General features: G+C 69.7%; 13 protein-coding genes. 5 read left to right on the forward strand and 8 right to left on the reverse strand.

The genetic code is table 11. From position 1 onward, the window contains the following. Nucleotides 1–27: 27 nt before the first annotated feature. A complete protein-coding gene (locus ACTWQN_RS17115; RefSeq protein WP_443204477.1) occupies nucleotides 28–993 on the forward strand; it encodes a tyrosine-type recombinase/integrase in 966 nt (321 codons plus the stop codon). On the opposite strand, the gene ACTWQN_RS17120 is transcribed toward ACTWQN_RS17115, so the two are convergent. Together ACTWQN_RS17120 and ACTWQN_RS17125 are read right to left on the reverse strand one after the other, a co-directional pair. Further along, entirely contained in the window at nucleotides 990–1,640 is a 651-nt protein-coding gene (locus tag ACTWQN_RS17120) for a VOC family protein (protein ID WP_443204478.1), read from the reverse strand. The two genes, ACTWQN_RS17115 and ACTWQN_RS17120, sit on opposite strands and share 4 nt — an antisense overlap. Before the next feature lie 76 nt (nucleotides 1,641–1,716). Then, nucleotides 1,717–2,070, reverse strand: a complete 354-nt coding sequence (locus ACTWQN_RS17125; protein WP_443204479.1) for a hypothetical protein — start codon at nucleotides 2,068–2,070, stop codon at nucleotides 1,717–1,719. Between the two features lie 68 nt (nucleotides 2,071–2,138). On the opposite strand from ACTWQN_RS17125, the gene ACTWQN_RS17130 reads away from it, so the two are divergent. From ACTWQN_RS17130 to ACTWQN_RS17140, 3 genes are all read left to right on the forward strand, one after another. Next, complete coding sequence (locus tag ACTWQN_RS17130) at nucleotides 2,139–2,927, forward strand: glycerophosphodiester phosphodiesterase family protein (RefSeq protein WP_443204480.1); 789 nt, start codon at nucleotides 2,139–2,141, stop codon at nucleotides 2,925–2,927. A gap of 267 nt (nucleotides 2,928–3,194) precedes the next feature. Then, the gene (locus ACTWQN_RS17135; protein WP_443204481.1) at nucleotides 3,195–4,604 is read left to right on the forward strand and encodes an MFS transporter; all 1,410 of its coding nucleotides are present in this window, start codon (nucleotides 3,195–3,197) and stop codon (nucleotides 4,602–4,604) included. A gap of 495 nt (nucleotides 4,605–5,099) precedes the next feature. Then, on the forward strand, nucleotides 5,100–5,435 hold the full coding sequence (locus ACTWQN_RS17140; RefSeq protein WP_242190154.1) for an RNA polymerase-binding protein RbpA: 336 nt from the start codon (nucleotides 5,100–5,102) through the stop codon (nucleotides 5,433–5,435). A gap of 58 nt (nucleotides 5,436–5,493) precedes the next feature. On the opposite strand, the gene ACTWQN_RS17145 is transcribed toward ACTWQN_RS17140, so the two are convergent. The 4 genes from ACTWQN_RS17145 to ACTWQN_RS17160 all read right to left on the reverse strand — a co-directional run bounded on the left by ACTWQN_RS17145 (nucleotide 5,494) and on the right by ACTWQN_RS17160 (nucleotide 11,692). After that, a complete protein-coding gene (locus ACTWQN_RS17145) occupies nucleotides 5,494–6,279 on the reverse strand; it encodes a polyprenol monophosphomannose synthase (protein ID WP_443204482.1) in 786 nt (261 codons plus the stop codon). Between the two features lie 54 nt (nucleotides 6,280–6,333). Beyond that, on the reverse strand, nucleotides 6,334–7,902 hold the full coding sequence (lnt, locus tag ACTWQN_RS17150) for an apolipoprotein N-acyltransferase (RefSeq protein WP_443204483.1): 1,569 nt from the start codon (nucleotides 7,900–7,902) through the stop codon (nucleotides 6,334–6,336). Between the two features lie 149 nt (nucleotides 7,903–8,051). Continuing rightward, nucleotides 8,052–9,182, reverse strand: a complete 1,131-nt coding sequence (locus ACTWQN_RS17155) for an aromatic ring-hydroxylating oxygenase subunit alpha (RefSeq protein ID WP_443204484.1) — start codon at nucleotides 9,180–9,182, stop codon at nucleotides 8,052–8,054. 53 nt (nucleotides 9,183–9,235) lie between these two features. Next, entirely contained in the window at nucleotides 9,236–11,692 is a 2,457-nt protein-coding gene (locus tag ACTWQN_RS17160; RefSeq protein ID WP_443204485.1) for a GcvT family protein, read from the reverse strand. A 338-nt stretch (nucleotides 11,693–12,030) separates the two neighbouring features. On the opposite strand from ACTWQN_RS17160, the gene ACTWQN_RS17165 reads away from it, so the two are divergent. Continuing rightward, nucleotides 12,031–12,366 carry a bifunctional 3-phenylpropionate/cinnamic acid dioxygenase ferredoxin subunit gene (locus ACTWQN_RS17165; protein WP_443204486.1) on the forward strand — a complete coding sequence of 112 codons (336 nt, stop codon included), beginning with the start codon at nucleotides 12,031–12,033 and terminating at the stop codon, nucleotides 12,364–12,366. 90 nt (nucleotides 12,367–12,456) lie between these two features. Here the strand turns inward: ACTWQN_RS17165 and ACTWQN_RS17170 are convergent, their stop codons facing one another. After that, entirely contained in the window at nucleotides 12,457–13,815 is a 1,359-nt protein-coding gene (locus ACTWQN_RS17170; RefSeq protein ID WP_443204487.1) for a vWA domain-containing protein, read from the reverse strand. Continuing rightward, on the reverse strand, nucleotides 13,812–14,678 hold the full coding sequence (locus ACTWQN_RS17175) for an AAA family ATPase (RefSeq protein WP_443204555.1): 867 nt from the start codon (nucleotides 14,676–14,678) through the stop codon (nucleotides 13,812–13,814). Before ACTWQN_RS17175 ends, ACTWQN_RS17170 begins: the two co-directional genes overlap by 4 nt. Nucleotides 14,679–14,773: the final 95 nt, after the last annotated feature.

A 14,773-nucleotide genomic window follows, 5' to 3' on the forward strand; every position in this document is an offset into this window, starting at 1 on the left:
CCGAGTTGATCATCGGGGAGGTGCGGCGTGGACGTGGCGCGTTTGATCGAGATCTACCTGGAACACCTGCAGGCCAGAAAGCTCGCGGCAAACTCGCTGCGCGCCTATCGCCGGGATCTGGAGTCGGTGGCTGGTGAGCTGGTCGAGGTCACCGGCGCCGACGCCGACCGGTTGCCGGTGGACCGGATCACCGCTTCGGTGTTGCGGTCGGCGTTCGCCCGGTTCGCCGCTGCCCGCTCCGCGTCGACGGTGACTCGCGCTTGGTCGACTTGGAACGGTTTCTTCGGGTTCCTGGTGGTCGAGGGTGCGGTGCTGGGCAATCCGATGCAGGTGGTGCCCAAGCCGCGCAATTCGCCCGCCACACCGAAGCCGCTGCAGGGCGAGGACACCCCGGAGCGGCTGCTGCGCATGGTGGCCGCTGGGGCTCGCCGGGCGCGGAATCCGTGGCCGGAGCGCGATCTCGCCGTGCTGTCGACGTTGTTGTGCACCGGGGTTCGTTCGGCGGAGTTGCTGGAGCTCACCGTGGCGTCGCTGGCCGGTCGGGCCAGGGATCGCCGGTTGCACGTCCACGGCAAGGGCGGGAAGAACCGGTCGATTCCGATCGAGGACAGCCTGGATGCGCTGATCCAGGCCTACCTGCGGTCTCGGCGGTCGCGATTCGGCGATCGGCTGCCCGGTGGTGAGCCGTTGTTCGTCGACCACCACGGCGAGCCGCTGCGCCGGGGCGGGCTGCAGTACCTGGTGCGGCAGTCGCTGCGCGCCGCGGGGGTTTCCGATCGGGTGCAGCCGGGGGCGATGGTGCACGCCCTGCGGCACACCTTCGCGACCCGGCTGGCCGAGGACGGGGCGAGTGCCGCCGAGATCGCCAAGCTGCTCGGGCATTCCTCGATCAACTCCAGCCAGACCTACATCGACGTGACCGCCCGCGAGCAGCGGCTGTCGGTGCGCGCGAACCGGACGTTGCAGGTGCTCGGCGAGTTGTCCGGCAACTAGCCCCAGGTGTCGATCCCGGCCAGGCCGATCATCGCCCCGGCGGGGTCGGCGATCACCACGGCGCTGCCCAGCAGCGGGTGTTCGATCCGGTCGCCGATGGTGCCGCCGAGTTCGAGCACTCGGGCACCGGCTGCGTCGACGTCGGCTACCGCGAAATAGCACAGCCAGCCCCAGCCCGCCGATCGCCGCGTCGTGCGGGATGCCAGCGGGCGACCGCTGACCAGGTAGTCGGCGCCCGGTCGCTCGGTGTGCACCGCCCAGTTCAGGGTGTCGGCCCAGAACGCGTCGGCGCGCTGCGGGTCGGCGGTGCTCAGCTCGATCCAGCAGGGTTCGCCGGGGCGTGGGCTCGGCGCCCAGGGGCCGTGCTGGGCGCGTCCCTTGGTGACCAGCGCGGTCGTGTCGTCCGGTCCGGTCAGGGCGCCGTCCTGGGAGGTTCCGGCGAACACCAGCCGCCAGCCGGGCTGTTCGTCGGCTCGTGGCGCGCGCACCGCGGCGCAGCGCCGGTCGCCCACCCAGCAGTCGAGGCCGATACCGGAAGCAGCCGGTGTCCAGTCGAGCAGCGCCCGGTAGAAGACGGCCGAAGCCGTCGGGTCCGAGCTGATCAGGTCGGCACGGCGCAGGCCGCGGACCAGGGGACGTGCGGGCACCGTCGATTCCTCGCCACCGCTGGGGATCAACTCATCCTGCTCACCCCGGCGGGTCGGCACAATGCTCCGTTCGTCCTCACCTCAGCCGTTCGAGTTCTCCGGCCACGTCCACGACTTGGCACGCGAGCTTGCGCAACTCAGCGTGATCGGCGGCGTCCTCGACCGCGGTGACGACGTCTTCGGCCGCGCACCGCAGTTGGAACAGCCGGTCCTGCAGGTCGGCGAGCTCGGCCGCCGAGAGCACCACCGAGTCTTCCGGCAGGCCGCCGCGCTGCACGGCGGTGCGGCGCTCGTAAGCGCGCTGGCGGCAGGATTGCGCGCAGTACAGGCGGGGTCGTCCCTGCCTGCCGGATTCCGGGACACGCCGTCCGCACCAGGCGCAGTGCCGGGCTTGACGCTGGCGGCGGGGCGGTGGTGCGGAGATATCCACGATCGATCACGGTAACCAATGGCCCCGCCTGCGCAGCGAAGGCACGCCGATCAGGCAGAGTTGCTGCCGTGACGCATCCTTTCCTGCTCGGCCCCCGGCCCCGCGCGTTCGCCCACCGCGGCTGGCATCTCGGGGAACTGCACGATCTGGAGAACTCGCTGAGCGCGTTCCGCCGCGCCGTCGCCGAGGGGTTCCAGTACATCGAGACCGATGTGCACGCGACCGCTGACGGCGTGGTGGTGGTCCACCACGATCCGACGCTGGAGCGCACCACGGACGGTCGCGGCACCATCCGGCGGTTGCCTTGGTCGGCGGTGAGTTCCGCGTTGATCGGCGGCCGGGAACCGGTGTGCCGGTTAGATGCCGCGCTTGAGGAGCTGCCGGAGGCGTTTTTCAACATCGACGTCAAGGACGACTGGGCGGTGGGGCCGGTGCTGCGGACGCTGCGCGCGCACAACGCCTGGGACCGGGTGTGCCTGGCGTCGTTCGCCGAGCATCGGGTGGCCGCACTGCGCCGGGGCGGCGGGCCGCGCTTGCTGACCTCGATGGGGCGTCGTTCGGCCGGGCTGCTGTGGCTGGGTTCGAGGTGGGGCGGCTGGCCGCTGCGGTCGGTGGTCGCCGGTGGGGCCGCGCAGGTTCCCCCGCAGGCCGGCCTGTTGCACTTGATCGATTCCAGGTTCGTCCGCCAGGCTCATCGTTGGGGGCTTGAGATCCACGCCTGGACCGTCGACGACGCAACCGAGATGCGTGCGCTGTTGGAGTTGGGCGTTGATGGGCTGGTCACCGATCGGCCGGACGTGCTGCGCGAGGTGTTGCGGGAACGTTTCGGCGAGCCGCAGCCGGAGATCGGCGGATGAAAGAAGTGGTGCCGTGCTCAACCGCATTTCGACGTCAGACCAGCTGCCAGCAGGGCTTTTCCAGGGGACACGCCCCGTGTCGCCGGCGGGGAAGTGCCTGCGCATGACGATCTTCGAGGCTGCCCCGCCTGCCCTTCGGAGTAGGCCGACCAGAGCGTTTTCCGAGTGGAACTACGCATTGTCCCCGCACGGACCTCCGCCGTATTCGTTGAGCCAGTAAGGTCCGATTACCCCCAATCGAGTGACATTGGCCGGAGGACCGAACGGATGAGCCTGATGGACAGCGAACTGGCACCGGATGCCGCGCGGAGGCGGCGCCGGGAACAGCGCGGTTGGTGCTGGTACGACTGGGCCAACTCGGTGTTCCCGACCTCGGTGACGACGGTCTTCCTCTCGCTCTACCTGACCTCGGTGGCCACCGAGGCCGCCAGGGCGGATGTGGCGCGCAATGGCCCGAACGCCTGCCCGCAGGGCAACGCGCTGGTGCAGTGCGACATCTCGGTGCTCGGGCTCACGTTCCCGGCCGGTTCGCTGTGGGGCTACCTGCTGTCGGTGGCCACCGTGGTGCAGGTGGTCGTGCTGCCGATCACCGGGGCGATCGCCGACCGAACCCAGGGCAAGCGGCTGATGCTGGCGGTCTTCGCCTTCGGCGGTGCCGCGACGACCGGGTTGTTGGCGCTGGTGGGCGGGCAGGACTGGCAGCTCGGGGTGGCGCTGTTCATCCTCGCCAACATCTGTTTCGGCGCTTCGGTGGTGGTGTACTACTCGTTCCTGCCGGAGATCGCCGACGCCGACGAGCGGGACCAGGTCTCCACCCGCGGCTGGGCCATCGGGTACCTGGGTGGTGGCGTCGCGCTGGCCATGCACCTGGTGATCTACCTCGGGCACGAGTCCGTCGGGCTCGACTCCGACACCGCGGTGCGGCTGATCTTCCTGTCCTCGGGCGTCTGGTGGGCGGTGTTCACGCTGCTGCCGCTGACGGCGCTGCGTCGGCACCACGCCCCGGAGGGCTCCGAGCGGGGCGCCTCCGCGGTCACCGCGGGTTTCAAGCAGTTGATCACCACCTTCCGGCAGGCGAAGCACTTCCCGCTCACCCTGGCGTTCCTCGGCGCGTACTGGATCTACACCGACGGGATCTCCACCGTCGCCCAGGTGTCGGCCCAGTACGGCAACCTGGAGCTCAAGCTGCCGCAGGACTCGCTGATCATCACGTTGCTGATCGTGCAGTTCATCGCGTTCGTCGGCGGCATGCTGCACGGGATGGTGGCGAGGCGCATCGGCGCGAAGAAGACGATCCTGATCAGCCTCGCCACCTGGTTGGTGGTGCTGGTCGGGGCGTACTTCGTGCAGGCCGGGGAGGACATGCAGTTCTACGGCGTGGCGGTGGGCATCGGCTTGGTGCTGGGCGGTACCAACGCGTTGTCGCGGTCGCTGTTCAGCCAGATGGTGCCACCCGGTCGTGAAGCCGAGTACTTCTCGCTGTACGAGGTGGGGGAGCGGTCCACGTCGTGGTTGGGGCCGCTGGTGTTCGCCGGGGTCGGGCAGGCGACCGGGTCGTTCCGGCTGGCGATCATCTCGCTGGTGGTGTTCTTCGCGGTCGGATTGGTGCTGGTCGCGCTGGTGCCGGTGCGGCGGGCGATCGAGGCGGTCGGCAATCCCGCGCCGAAGATCCTTTGAACCGCGCGACGGCGACCGTGCGTGTGCGGTGCGTGACTATCCGCACCCGTCTCGCTGTCGGCGCCGCGTTGCTCCATGCTGGTGACAGGCCCTTCCGTGGTCAGTCGGGTTCGCGGAATATGCCGGTACACAGCGTTGTGACAGCAGGGAACCAAATGTCGCTACATTCAGTTATCAATTTTCATGTCAAGTCCGCCATCAGTGTCGTGATCTCCGTCCCACTCTGGCTACTTTCCCGTGACCTGGCTTAGCCATAGTGACTCGCTATCTGGCACTATCACCCGTTCGAACGCACCTATAGATTGCAAGTGGGAAAACGCGTCACGAACGCTGACCGGCTGCATCTCTAGGTAGAGGCCGTCGTTGACGGGTGAACAACATCACCGACGGCAACCAGAAGCACGACACCGGGAACAGACGGCGGGTCCTCCGTCGTTGCACACGGTGAGCACAACCGCCCGGGCTCGGCCCCGGGCCGAAGTGAAAGGAACCGTCATGGCCGACCGCGTTCTGCGTGGCAGCCGGCTCGGAGCGGTGAGCTACGAGACCGACCGTAACCACGACCTCGCACCGCGCCGGACGGTGCGCTACGCCTGCCCCAAGAGCCACGAGTTCGAGGTGCCGTTCTCTGACGACGCCGAAGTGCCGCCGACCTGGGAGTGCCGTCTGCACGGCACCGAGTCGAAGATCATCGACGGCAACGAGCCGGAGCAGAAGAAGGCCAAGCCGCCGCGCACCCACTGGGACATGCTGCTGGAGCGGCGCACCATCCCGGAACTTGAGGAACTGCTCAACGAGCGCCTCGACCTGTTGCGGGAGCGGCGCGGCTAGCCGAGCACCGGGATCGACGAAGCGCCTGGGACGGGCTGAACCCAGGCGCTTCGATGTTTCAGCGCAGGAGCGACCGCAGCGCATCGGCCGCCTGGTGGCCGCGGCGGCGCAGGCCCCACGTCGTCACCCGCAGCAGCGCCTCGCGCACGACCGCGCCGCTCATCTTCGAGTTGCCGATCTCGCGTTCCACGAACGTGATCGGCGTTTCGACCACCACGAACCCGGCCTGCACCGCGCGCAACGTCAGGTCCACCTGGAAGCAGTAACCCTGTGAAGCGATGTTGTGCAGCCGCAGCTTCTCCAGGACCTCCCGCCGGTACACGCGGTAACCGGAGGTGATGTCGTTGACCGACAGGCCGAGCGCCAGCTTGGAGTAGACGTTCGCGCCGCGGGACAGCAACTCCCGGTACACCGGCCAGTTCACCGTCCGCCCCCCGGGCACGTAGCGCGAACCCAGCACGACGTCGGCGCCGGTCCCCTCCGGCCCCAGCATGCCGATCAGCCGGGGCAGATCTTCGGGCGAGTGCGAGCCATCGGCGTCCATCTCGACGATCGCGGCGTAATCCCGCGCCAGCGCCCAGTCGAAGCCCGCCACGTACGCCGCACCGAGCCCGGCCTTCGCGCTGCGGTGCAGCACGTGCACGCGCTCGTCGGCCGCGGCGAGTTCGTCGGCGATCTCCCCGGTGCCGTCGGGGCTGTTGTCGTCGACGACCAGCAGGTGCGCCGTGGGCAGGGCGGCGAACAGCCGCCGCACGATCGGCTCCAGGTTGTCCCGCTCGTTGTAGGTGGGGATCACCACCAGCACCGAGTCGGCGTCACCTCGGGGGGCTTGCCGGTTCGCCATCCATGTCCTCCTGGCCGGTCAGGTCGACCGGCCGTGCACTCGTTTCGATCGGGATCAGGCGTCGGCTGCCCGCCGCCGCCAGGTGAACAGCACCGCGCCGACACCCAGCACCACCAGCGTCCACATCGGAATGCTGCCCAGCATGGTGGCTGGGGTTTGCGTCGAGCGCAGCGGCACCTCGGCGACGAGGTTCTGCGCGGTGAACTGCTCGGTCTGCTGGGTCACGCTGCCGTCGGGCTGCACCACGGCGCTGACTCCGCTGGTCGCGGCCACCAGGACCGCCCGGCCGTGTTCCACCGCGCGCAGCCGGGACATCGCCAGCTGCTGGTAACTCATCTCCGAGTGGCCGTACCAGGCGTTGTTGGTCGGCACCGCGAACAGCGTCGCACCCTGCTGCGCGGCGCCGGTGAACACGTCGTCGTAGGCCACGTCGTAGCAGATCCCGACGCCCAGCCGGAGGCCCGCGACGTCGAGCACACCGGGCTCGTGACCGGGCGTCATGTCCTCGCGGAATCGGTCCACGAACGGGCTGACCAGCCGCGCCACCGAGCGCATCGGAATCGTCTCGGCGAAGGGCACCAGGTGTTGCTTGATGTAGCGCTCACCGGCGCCGGAGACCGGGTCCCACTGGAGGATCTCGTTGTGCACCTCGCCGTTGCCGTCCTCGCCGAGCCCGCCGACCACCAGCGGGACACCGAGCTGCGCGGCGATGCCGGACAGGTCCGGATCGGTTTGGCCGGGCCCCCAGCTGCCGACCTGTTCGGGCAGCACGACGAGATCCGGTCGCGGCACCCGCCCGGCGGCCACGTCGTCGGCGAGCCGTTGTGCGGCGTTGATGTGGTTGGCGTGCAGGACGTCGTCCTCGTAGAGCAGGCCGAGTCCGATGTTCGGCGCGTTGCCCTGCACGATCGCGACCCTGGCCGTTCCGGCGTTGGGGTCGGTGCCGATGAACGGCAGCATGGCCAACCCGGCCACCACCGGCACCAGCACGGCCGCCAGCGGGGCGGCCCAGCGGCGCGGGGCGCGCACCTGGCGGGCGAGCTCGGCCAGGCCGCCGCCGACGAGAGCGACCACGAACGACATCAGTGCGGTGCCGCCGAGCGCGGCCAGCGGCAGGAACACGCCGGTGTCCTGGGTGAAGGCCAGCCGTCCCCACGGGAATCCGCCGAAGGGCACGGCGCAGCGCAGCGCTTCCGCGGTGAGGAACACCGCGGCCATCCACACCGGGGCGCCGGGCAGGCGGCTGACCCGGGCCATCCCGGCCCCGGCGAGGCCGATGAACAGCGCCTGGACCCCGGCCACTCCCAGCCACGGCCACGGGCCGAAGTCGGCGCCGAGGAAGTCCTGCAGCCAGCCCAGCAGCGGCAGCAGGTAGGCGAACCCGAACAGCAGGCCGTAGCCGAATCCGGCGCGGGCCCGCCGACGGTGGATCACGGCGGTGAACCCGGCGAACGCGATCGGCGCGACCCACCACAGGTCGCGCGGCGGTGATCCGGCGTACAGCGCGAACCCGGCGACGACGGCCGCGAGCATGCGCAGCCAGACCGCACCGGCGGAGCGCCCTCCGGCCTTGCCGCGACCCGTTCTTGCAGCGCGTTCCGGACTAGCCGTGGGGACAACCACCCGATCAACCTTCTCGGTGCCGCGGTCCCGGCCAGGCCAGGACGGAAACGTTCCCTGTCGTGTTCGTGCGCGGGCAGCCCCAGCACGCACCAAACAAATGTACGCCGAGCCACCCGGCCGCAACTGCCGTGGGCAGACCCCGCGCCAGGTCAGGCCACGGCATCGCCGATCTTGCCGAGCACCCATTCGTGGAAGGCGCCGATGTGGTGTTCGCTGGGCACCAGCACGCCGCCCCGCGAATAGGCGCGCGAATCCATGGCCAGCTGGCAGCGTTCGCAGGCGTCGAAGTCCTGCTGGTTGACCCGGTGGAACAGCTCCACGGATCGGGACAGATCGCGCCCGGAGTTCACCACGCCCGGCAGGTACAGCCAGTCGCACTCGACGAGCGTGCGGTCGGGGGCGAGCGGGAACATCCGGTGGAAGATCACGTGGTCCGGCACCAGGTTGATGAACACCTGCGGCCGCACGGTGATCGCGAAGTAGCGGCGGTCCTGGTGGTCGCCCACCCCGGGCAGCCGCTCCAGCCCGGCGCTGCCGTCGACGGTGAATCCCTCGACGTCCGAACCGAATTCGGCGCCGTGGCCGACGTAGTACTGCGCGGCGAAGCCGTCGGCGAATTCCGGCAGCACCTCGGTCAGCTCGGGGTGGATCGTCGCGCAGTGGTAGCACTCCATGAAGTTCTCGACGATCTGCTTCCAGTTCGCCTGCACGTCGTACTCGATGCGCTTGCCCAGGCGCAGCGAGTCGATCTGGTAGGCCTCGATCTCGTCGGCGCCGCCCAACCGCTCGGTGACATCGGCGATCACGGTGTCGGCGAAGGAAGGTGGCGAGTCGGCCAGGCACACCCACGCGTAGCCCAGCCATTCGCGCAGCTGCACGCGGTTCAGGCCGTACTCGGTGCGGTCCACGTCCGCCATGCTGGTGAGGTTCGGTGCGGCGATCAGCTTGCCGTCCAGGCCGTATGTCCAGGCGTGGTAAGGGCATTGCAGCGAGCGCCTGACCTGGCCCGCTGTCTCGGTGCACAGCCGCGCGCCGCGGTGTCGGCACACGTTGAGGAACGCGCCCAGCGAGCCGTTGCGGTCGCGGACCACGAGCACGCTCTCCCGGCCGACCCGCACGGTGCGAAACGCACCGGGGGAGCGCAGGTCGTCGCACCGCACCGCGCAGAACCAGGTCGATTCGAAAATGCGGGACTGCTCAAGCGAGAAGATCGCCGGATCGGTGTAGTACTGGCCCGCCAAGGTGGCCAGCAGGCTCTGCGGCAATCCAGTCGCGGTCATCGATGCACCTCGATTTCCGGGGAAGCAGGGATTTCCGGGGAAGCGATTGGGGATCAACGGCGGATGCGGGCCATCTCGGGGTCGAACAGCGGTTCCGCGGCGACGGTGGCCGGGAGCCGTTCGGCGAAGTACTCGACGGCGACGCGGGTGCCGGGCGCGGCGGCGTGCGCGGGTAGCCAGGCGTAGGCGATCGACCGGTCGATGGTGTAACCGTAGGCGGCGCTGGTGACGTAGCCGATCGCGGAATCGGCGCAGTACACCGGTTCCTTGCCCAGCACCACGTGTTCCGGGTGCTCGAACAGCAGCGGGACGAGCTTGCGGCGCAGGGGCTGGTCGGCGAGCTCGGTCAGCGCGCGGCGGCCGACGAAATCGCCCTTGTCCAACTGCACCGCGAAGCCGACACCGGCCTCGTACGGGTTGTGCTCGGTGGTCATGTCGATTCCCCAGGCCCGGTAGCCCTTCTCCAACCGGAGGCTGTTGAAGGCGCTGCGACCGGCGGCGACGACACCCAGCTCCTGCCCGGCTTCCCACAGCGCGTCCCACAACCGCAGACCACCGTCGGCATCGGCGTAGATCTCCCAGCCGAGTTCGCCCACATAGGACACCCGCATCGCGGTGACCGGAACTCCGGCGATGGTGGCGCGGCGCGCCTTGAAGTAGCCCAGACCCCGGTGCGAGAAGTCCTCGCGGGTCAGCGGTTGGACGAGGTCGCGAGCTCGCGGGCCCCACACGCCGACGCAGCAGGTACCGGCGGTCATGTCGCGGATGACCACCGAACCGTCGTCGGGAGCGTGCCGCCGGAACCAGTCGAGGTCGAGGTTGCCGTTGACCCCGACCTGGAAGTGGTCGTGCTCCAGCCGCGCCACGGTGAGGTCGCTGCGCACCCCACCGGCCTCGTCGAGCAGCAGCGCGTAGCTGACCGCACCCGGCTTGCGATCGAGTTGGCCGGTGGTCATCCGCTGCAGGAATTCCAGCGCGCCGTGCCCCGAGATCTCCAGGCGCTTCAACGGAGTCATGTCGTAGAGCGCCACCCGCTCGCGGGTTGCCTTGGCTTCGGCCGCGGCGATCGGCGACCAGTACCGCGCGGCCCACGCGCCGCGCGGCGGCAGGGCGAGCCCGTCGGCGAGCGGGGCGTTGGACTCGTAGAACTGCGGGCGCTCCCAGCCTCCCGCTTCGAGGAAGAAGGCGCCGAGCTGCTGTTGGCGCGGGTAGAACGGGCTGGTGCGCAACGGCCTCGGGTGCTCGGCGGGCTGCAACGGGTGCAGGACGTCGTAGACCTCGACGAAGGCCTGCGCGGCGCGCTCGCGCACGTAGTCGGCGCCGAGCTGCACCTGTTCGAAGCGGTGCACGTCGCATTCGTGCAGGTCCGTGGTCGATCGGCCATCGATGAGCCACTGCGCGAGCGCACGGGCGACCCCGGCCGAGTGGGTCACCCAGACCGCTTCGGCCAGCCAGAAACCGGGCACCTGCCGGGATTCGCCCAGCAACGGCATGCCATCGGTGGTGAACGACATGATCCCGTTGAAGCCCTCCTCGACCTTCGCGTCCCGCAGGGCTGGCAGCAGTTCCAGCGCGCGTTGCCAGGAGGGGGCGAAGTCGGCTTCGGTGAACTCCAGCATCGACGGCATGACCTGGGCTTCCGCGACGCTGGGCAGCTCGGCGAGGTCGACCGGCATCGGACGGTGGGCGTAGGAACCGATGCCGAGGCGGTCGAAGTGCTCCCGGAAGTACAGATCGGCGTCCTGGTGGCGCAGGATCGGGCGGCGGGCGTCGTGCAACTCGTCGCCCAGCCCCCCGAGTTCGGCCAGCGGCGTGGTCTTGGCGTACTGGTGGGCCATCGGCAGCAGCGGCACGTCCACGCCGACCATCCGGCCGATCTTCGGACCCCACAGGCCCGCGGCGGAGACGACGATGTCGGCGGGGAACGCGCCGCGGTCGGTCACCACGCTGCTGACGCGACCGCCGCGCTGCTCGATGCCCAAAACCTCGTGGTGGGCCAGGAAAACCGCGCCCCTGGCGATCGCGCGGCGGGCTTGGGCCTCGCACGCCCGCAGTGCTTTCGCCAGCCCGTCCTCCGGGGTGTGGAAACCGCCGAGGACCTGGTCTCGGTCGATCGTCGGCCACAGCCGAACGCATTCCCGCGGGGTGAGCAGTTCGGAGCGGATGCCCCACGAGGTGGCCAGTCCGTGCTTGCGCTGCAGGTCGTCCCAGCGCGCGGCGGTGGTGGCCAGTTCGAGCCCGCCGACCTGCTGGAAGCACGGCTGCCCGTCAAGATCCAGGCCGCCGAACTTGCGCGCGGTGTAGTCGGCGAACTCGGTCAGCGTTTTGGCGGCGTTGGTCCGGAAGACCAGGCCGGGCGCGTGCGAGCTGGAGCCGCCGGTGGCGAACAGCGGACCCTGGTCGACGACGGTCACGTTCGTCCAGCCGCGCTCGGTGAGTTCGTCGGCGAGCGAGCAGCCGACGATGCCGGCGCCGATGATGATCACTCGGGGTGTGGGGGGAGGGGTCACCAGCACTCGTCCTTTCCAGACCTGTTCCTGAACTCGATCCGAGAGCTTTCGACAAGGTGGCTGTCGTCCCGTGGTTGCGCATCACGGGGCGAGTTGCTCAATGCGAGACAACATTGCGGCTCGGCTCGTTCCGCTGTCAAGAGGTGTCACGCGTCGGCATCACGAACTCGCCGGAGGGTGCTCCGGTGTTACTCCTCGGCAACAAATCCCATGTGGGGAGCGGGAAAGACGATCGAACGAACATCGCCGGAGCTCTTGACGACCATCCGCGTCTCATGGATTCTGTTGCGCATCACGCTTCATAGTTCTGCTATGCGCAACACAGAGGAGGGTTGACGATGGTCGCGGTCTGCCGTGTCGAGGAACTGACGCCCGGCGAGTCGGTCCGGTTCTTCGCCGACGTCCCGATTGCCGTGTTCAACGCCGACGGGGAGTTCTACGCGGTGGATGACACCTGCACGCACCAGGACGCCGCGCTGTCCGACGGTTTCCTGGAAGGCTGCTTCGTCGAGTGCCCGCTGCACGCGGCGTCCTTCGACCTGCGCACCGGGATCCCGGCCAGTCTGCCCGCCCGGCGCCCGGTGCGCACCCATCCGGTGACCATCGAGGGCGGCGTCGTCCACGTCCACGTCGCGGCGCAAGAGCTGCTGCGCGAAGTGGAAGACGTCGCATGAGTTGCCTCGTCACGACCTGAGCTCGCAGCCAAGCGTCCACAGTTGACTCGGAGCCGGGCGGCGGAAGCCGGGGTCGTTTCCGGTGCCACCTCAGACCGGCAGCAGTCGGGCGACGAGTTCGCTGAGTCGGCGGGCGTTGCGGCATTGGTGCATTTCGACGATGTCGGCGTACGCGTGGGCCGCCGAGTCGCCGGTTGACCAGCGGGCGGTCTGCTCGGGGTTGAGCCAGTACACCCGGCGGGCTTGGTCGACGATCTGCCGCAGCGCGGGCAGGTTCGGGTCCCAGCCGTTGGTCCGGGCGTCGCCGAGGATGAGCACCGAGGTGCGCGGGCCGACCACGCCGAGGTGGCGGTCGGTGAATTCGCCGAGCGCGGCACCGTAGTCGCTGCTGGCGTGCCAACTGGTGACCGCTGCCTCGCTGAGGATCCGGCGGCCGAGTTCGACCGGATCGGCCGCTGCGGCGGAGATCAGCCCGGTCACCTCGTCGGTGCGGTTGACGAAGGCGAACACCCGGACCTTGCTGAACTGGTCGTGCAGCGCCTGCACCAGCAGCATCGTGAAGTTCGCGAACCCGGCCACCGAGCCGGAGACATCGCAGAGCAGCACGATCTCCGGCCGAGCCGGGCGGTGGCGCTGGTGGACCGGATGCAGCGGAACGCCGCCGGTGGACAGCGAGCGGCGCAGCGTGCGGCGCAGGTCGATCCGCCCGCGCGCGGCCTGCCTGCGGCGCGCGGCCAGCCGGGTGGCCAGCTTGCGGGCCAACGGCTGCACCGCCCGGCGCAGTTCGGCCAGCTGATCCCGACCGGCGTTCAGGAAGTCGATCTGGTCGGCGCTGGGGATGATGGCGTGCTTGGCGATCCGCTCCGGTCCGCGCACCTCGGCCATCCGGCGGCGGGCCTCGGTGCGCACCCGGTTGCGGAAGGCCTCGATGCGGCGGCGGATCTCGTCCCTGTCCAGCCGATCGGTGAAGTCGGGGGCATCTCCGGCGCGCAGCGCGGCGAGCACGCGAGCCAGCAGGGTCTGCGGTTGCAGCCGGTCGAGCGCCTGGTGCGCCGACCAGCCGCCGTCGGCGGAACCGAAGCGGCCGAGCGTCTCCACCGCCTCACCGGCGAGTTGGGTCAGCGCCGCTTGATCGTCGCTGGCGAGCGCCTCGACCAGCCGATCGTCGAGGCTGGTCGGTTCGGTTGCGGAGCGCACGCCTTCCGGCAGGCCGACGCCCAGCGGGAAGAAGAGGTCGAAGGTCGCGTCGAACACCGCGCGCTGCCCGTCGGTGTGCAGCAGCGCGGCGGCCAAGCCCTCGCGGGCCCGTTCTCGATCGGCCAGGCCGAGGACCTCCAGCGCGGCTGCGGCGTCGACGGTTTCGCCGGGACCGATCGAGACCCCGTGGGACCGCAGCGCTTCGGCGAATCCGGTCAGCCGCGCGGCAACGCCGCCCGCGGGCTCGGTCACGTCACGGCCAGCTTCTCGGCGGCCTTGCGGACGTCGTCCTGGTGCTTGAGGACCACGCCGAGGCTGTCGCGCACCACCGTCTCGTCGAGGGTGTCGGCGCCCAGGGCGAGCAGCGTGCGGGCCCAGTCAATGGTTTCCGCCACCGATGGGGCCTTCCGCAGCTGCATCGCGCGCAGCGCGCCGACCACCTCGACCAGCGAACTGGCCAGCACCTCGTCGAGACCGGGCACCTTCAGGCGGACGATCCGCTGTTCGAGCCCGGCGTCGGGGAAGTCGATGTGCAGGAACAGGCAGCGGCGGCGCAGCGCCTCGGACAGCTCGCGGGTCGCGTTGGAGGTGAGCACGACGAACGGGCGGCGGACCGCGCTGATGGTGCCCAGTTCGGGCACGGTGACCTGGAAGTCGCTGAGCACCTCCAGCAGCAGCCCTTCGACCTCGACGTCGGCCTTGTCGGTCTCGTCGATCAGCAGCACCGTCGGTTCGCTGCCTCGGATCGCGGTCAGCAGCGGGCGCGGGAGCAGGAACTCCTCGCTGAAGATGTCGGTGCGGGCCGCATCCCAGGTCTCATCGCGCCCGGCGGTGATCCGCAGCAGTTGCTTCGCGTGGTTCCACTCGTAGAGCGCGCGGGCTTCGTCGACGCCCTCGTAGCACTGCAACCGCACCAGGCGCGCGCCGCCGACCTGGGCGACCGCCTTGGCCAGCTCGGTCTTGCCGACCCCCGCCGGGCCTTCCACCAGCAGCGGTTTGCCGAGCCGGTCGGCCAGGAAGACCGTGGTCGCGACGGCGGTGGATGCCAGGTATCCCGCCTCGGCCAGTTTCGCGGACACGTCGTCCACCGAGGTGAAGAACCCGGTCCCGGCCATCGGTCCGCCGTCGTCGGTCATCGGCGTCAACTCCCGTCCGTACTGCTACTCAGCCGAACCGTTGCGTAGATGGACCCGCTTGTCAATGTGATGCG

Source organism: Saccharopolyspora antiqui, assembly GCF_052246905.1.
In the GTDB taxonomy this organism is placed as follows: Bacteria; Actinomycetota; Actinomycetes; order Mycobacteriales; family Pseudonocardiaceae; genus Saccharopolyspora.

What these genes read in the sequence shown, in the direction of transcription:
- ACTWQN_RS17135 (WP_443204481.1), top strand. Translation starts at nt 3,195, where the DNA reads ATGAGCCTGATGGACAGCGAACTGGCACCGGATGCCGCGCGGAGGCGG.
- ACTWQN_RS17140 (WP_242190154.1), top strand. Translation starts at nt 5,100, where the DNA reads ATGGCCGACCGCGTTCTGCGTGGCAGCCGGCTCGGAGCGGTGAGCTAC.
- ACTWQN_RS17145 (WP_443204482.1), bottom strand. Translation starts at nt 6,279, where the DNA reads ATGGCGAACCGGCAAGCCCCCCGAGGTGACGCCGACTCGGTGCTGGTG.
- ACTWQN_RS17155 (WP_443204484.1), bottom strand. Translation starts at nt 9,182, where the DNA reads ATGACCGCGACTGGATTGCCGCAGAGCCTGCTGGCCACCTTGGCGGGC.
- ACTWQN_RS17165 (WP_443204486.1), top strand. Translation starts at nt 12,031, where the DNA reads ATGGTCGCGGTCTGCCGTGTCGAGGAACTGACGCCCGGCGAGTCGGTC.
- ACTWQN_RS17175 (WP_443204555.1), bottom strand. Translation starts at nt 14,678, where the DNA reads ATGGCCGGGACCGGGTTCTTCACCTCGGTGGACGACGTGTCCGCGAAA.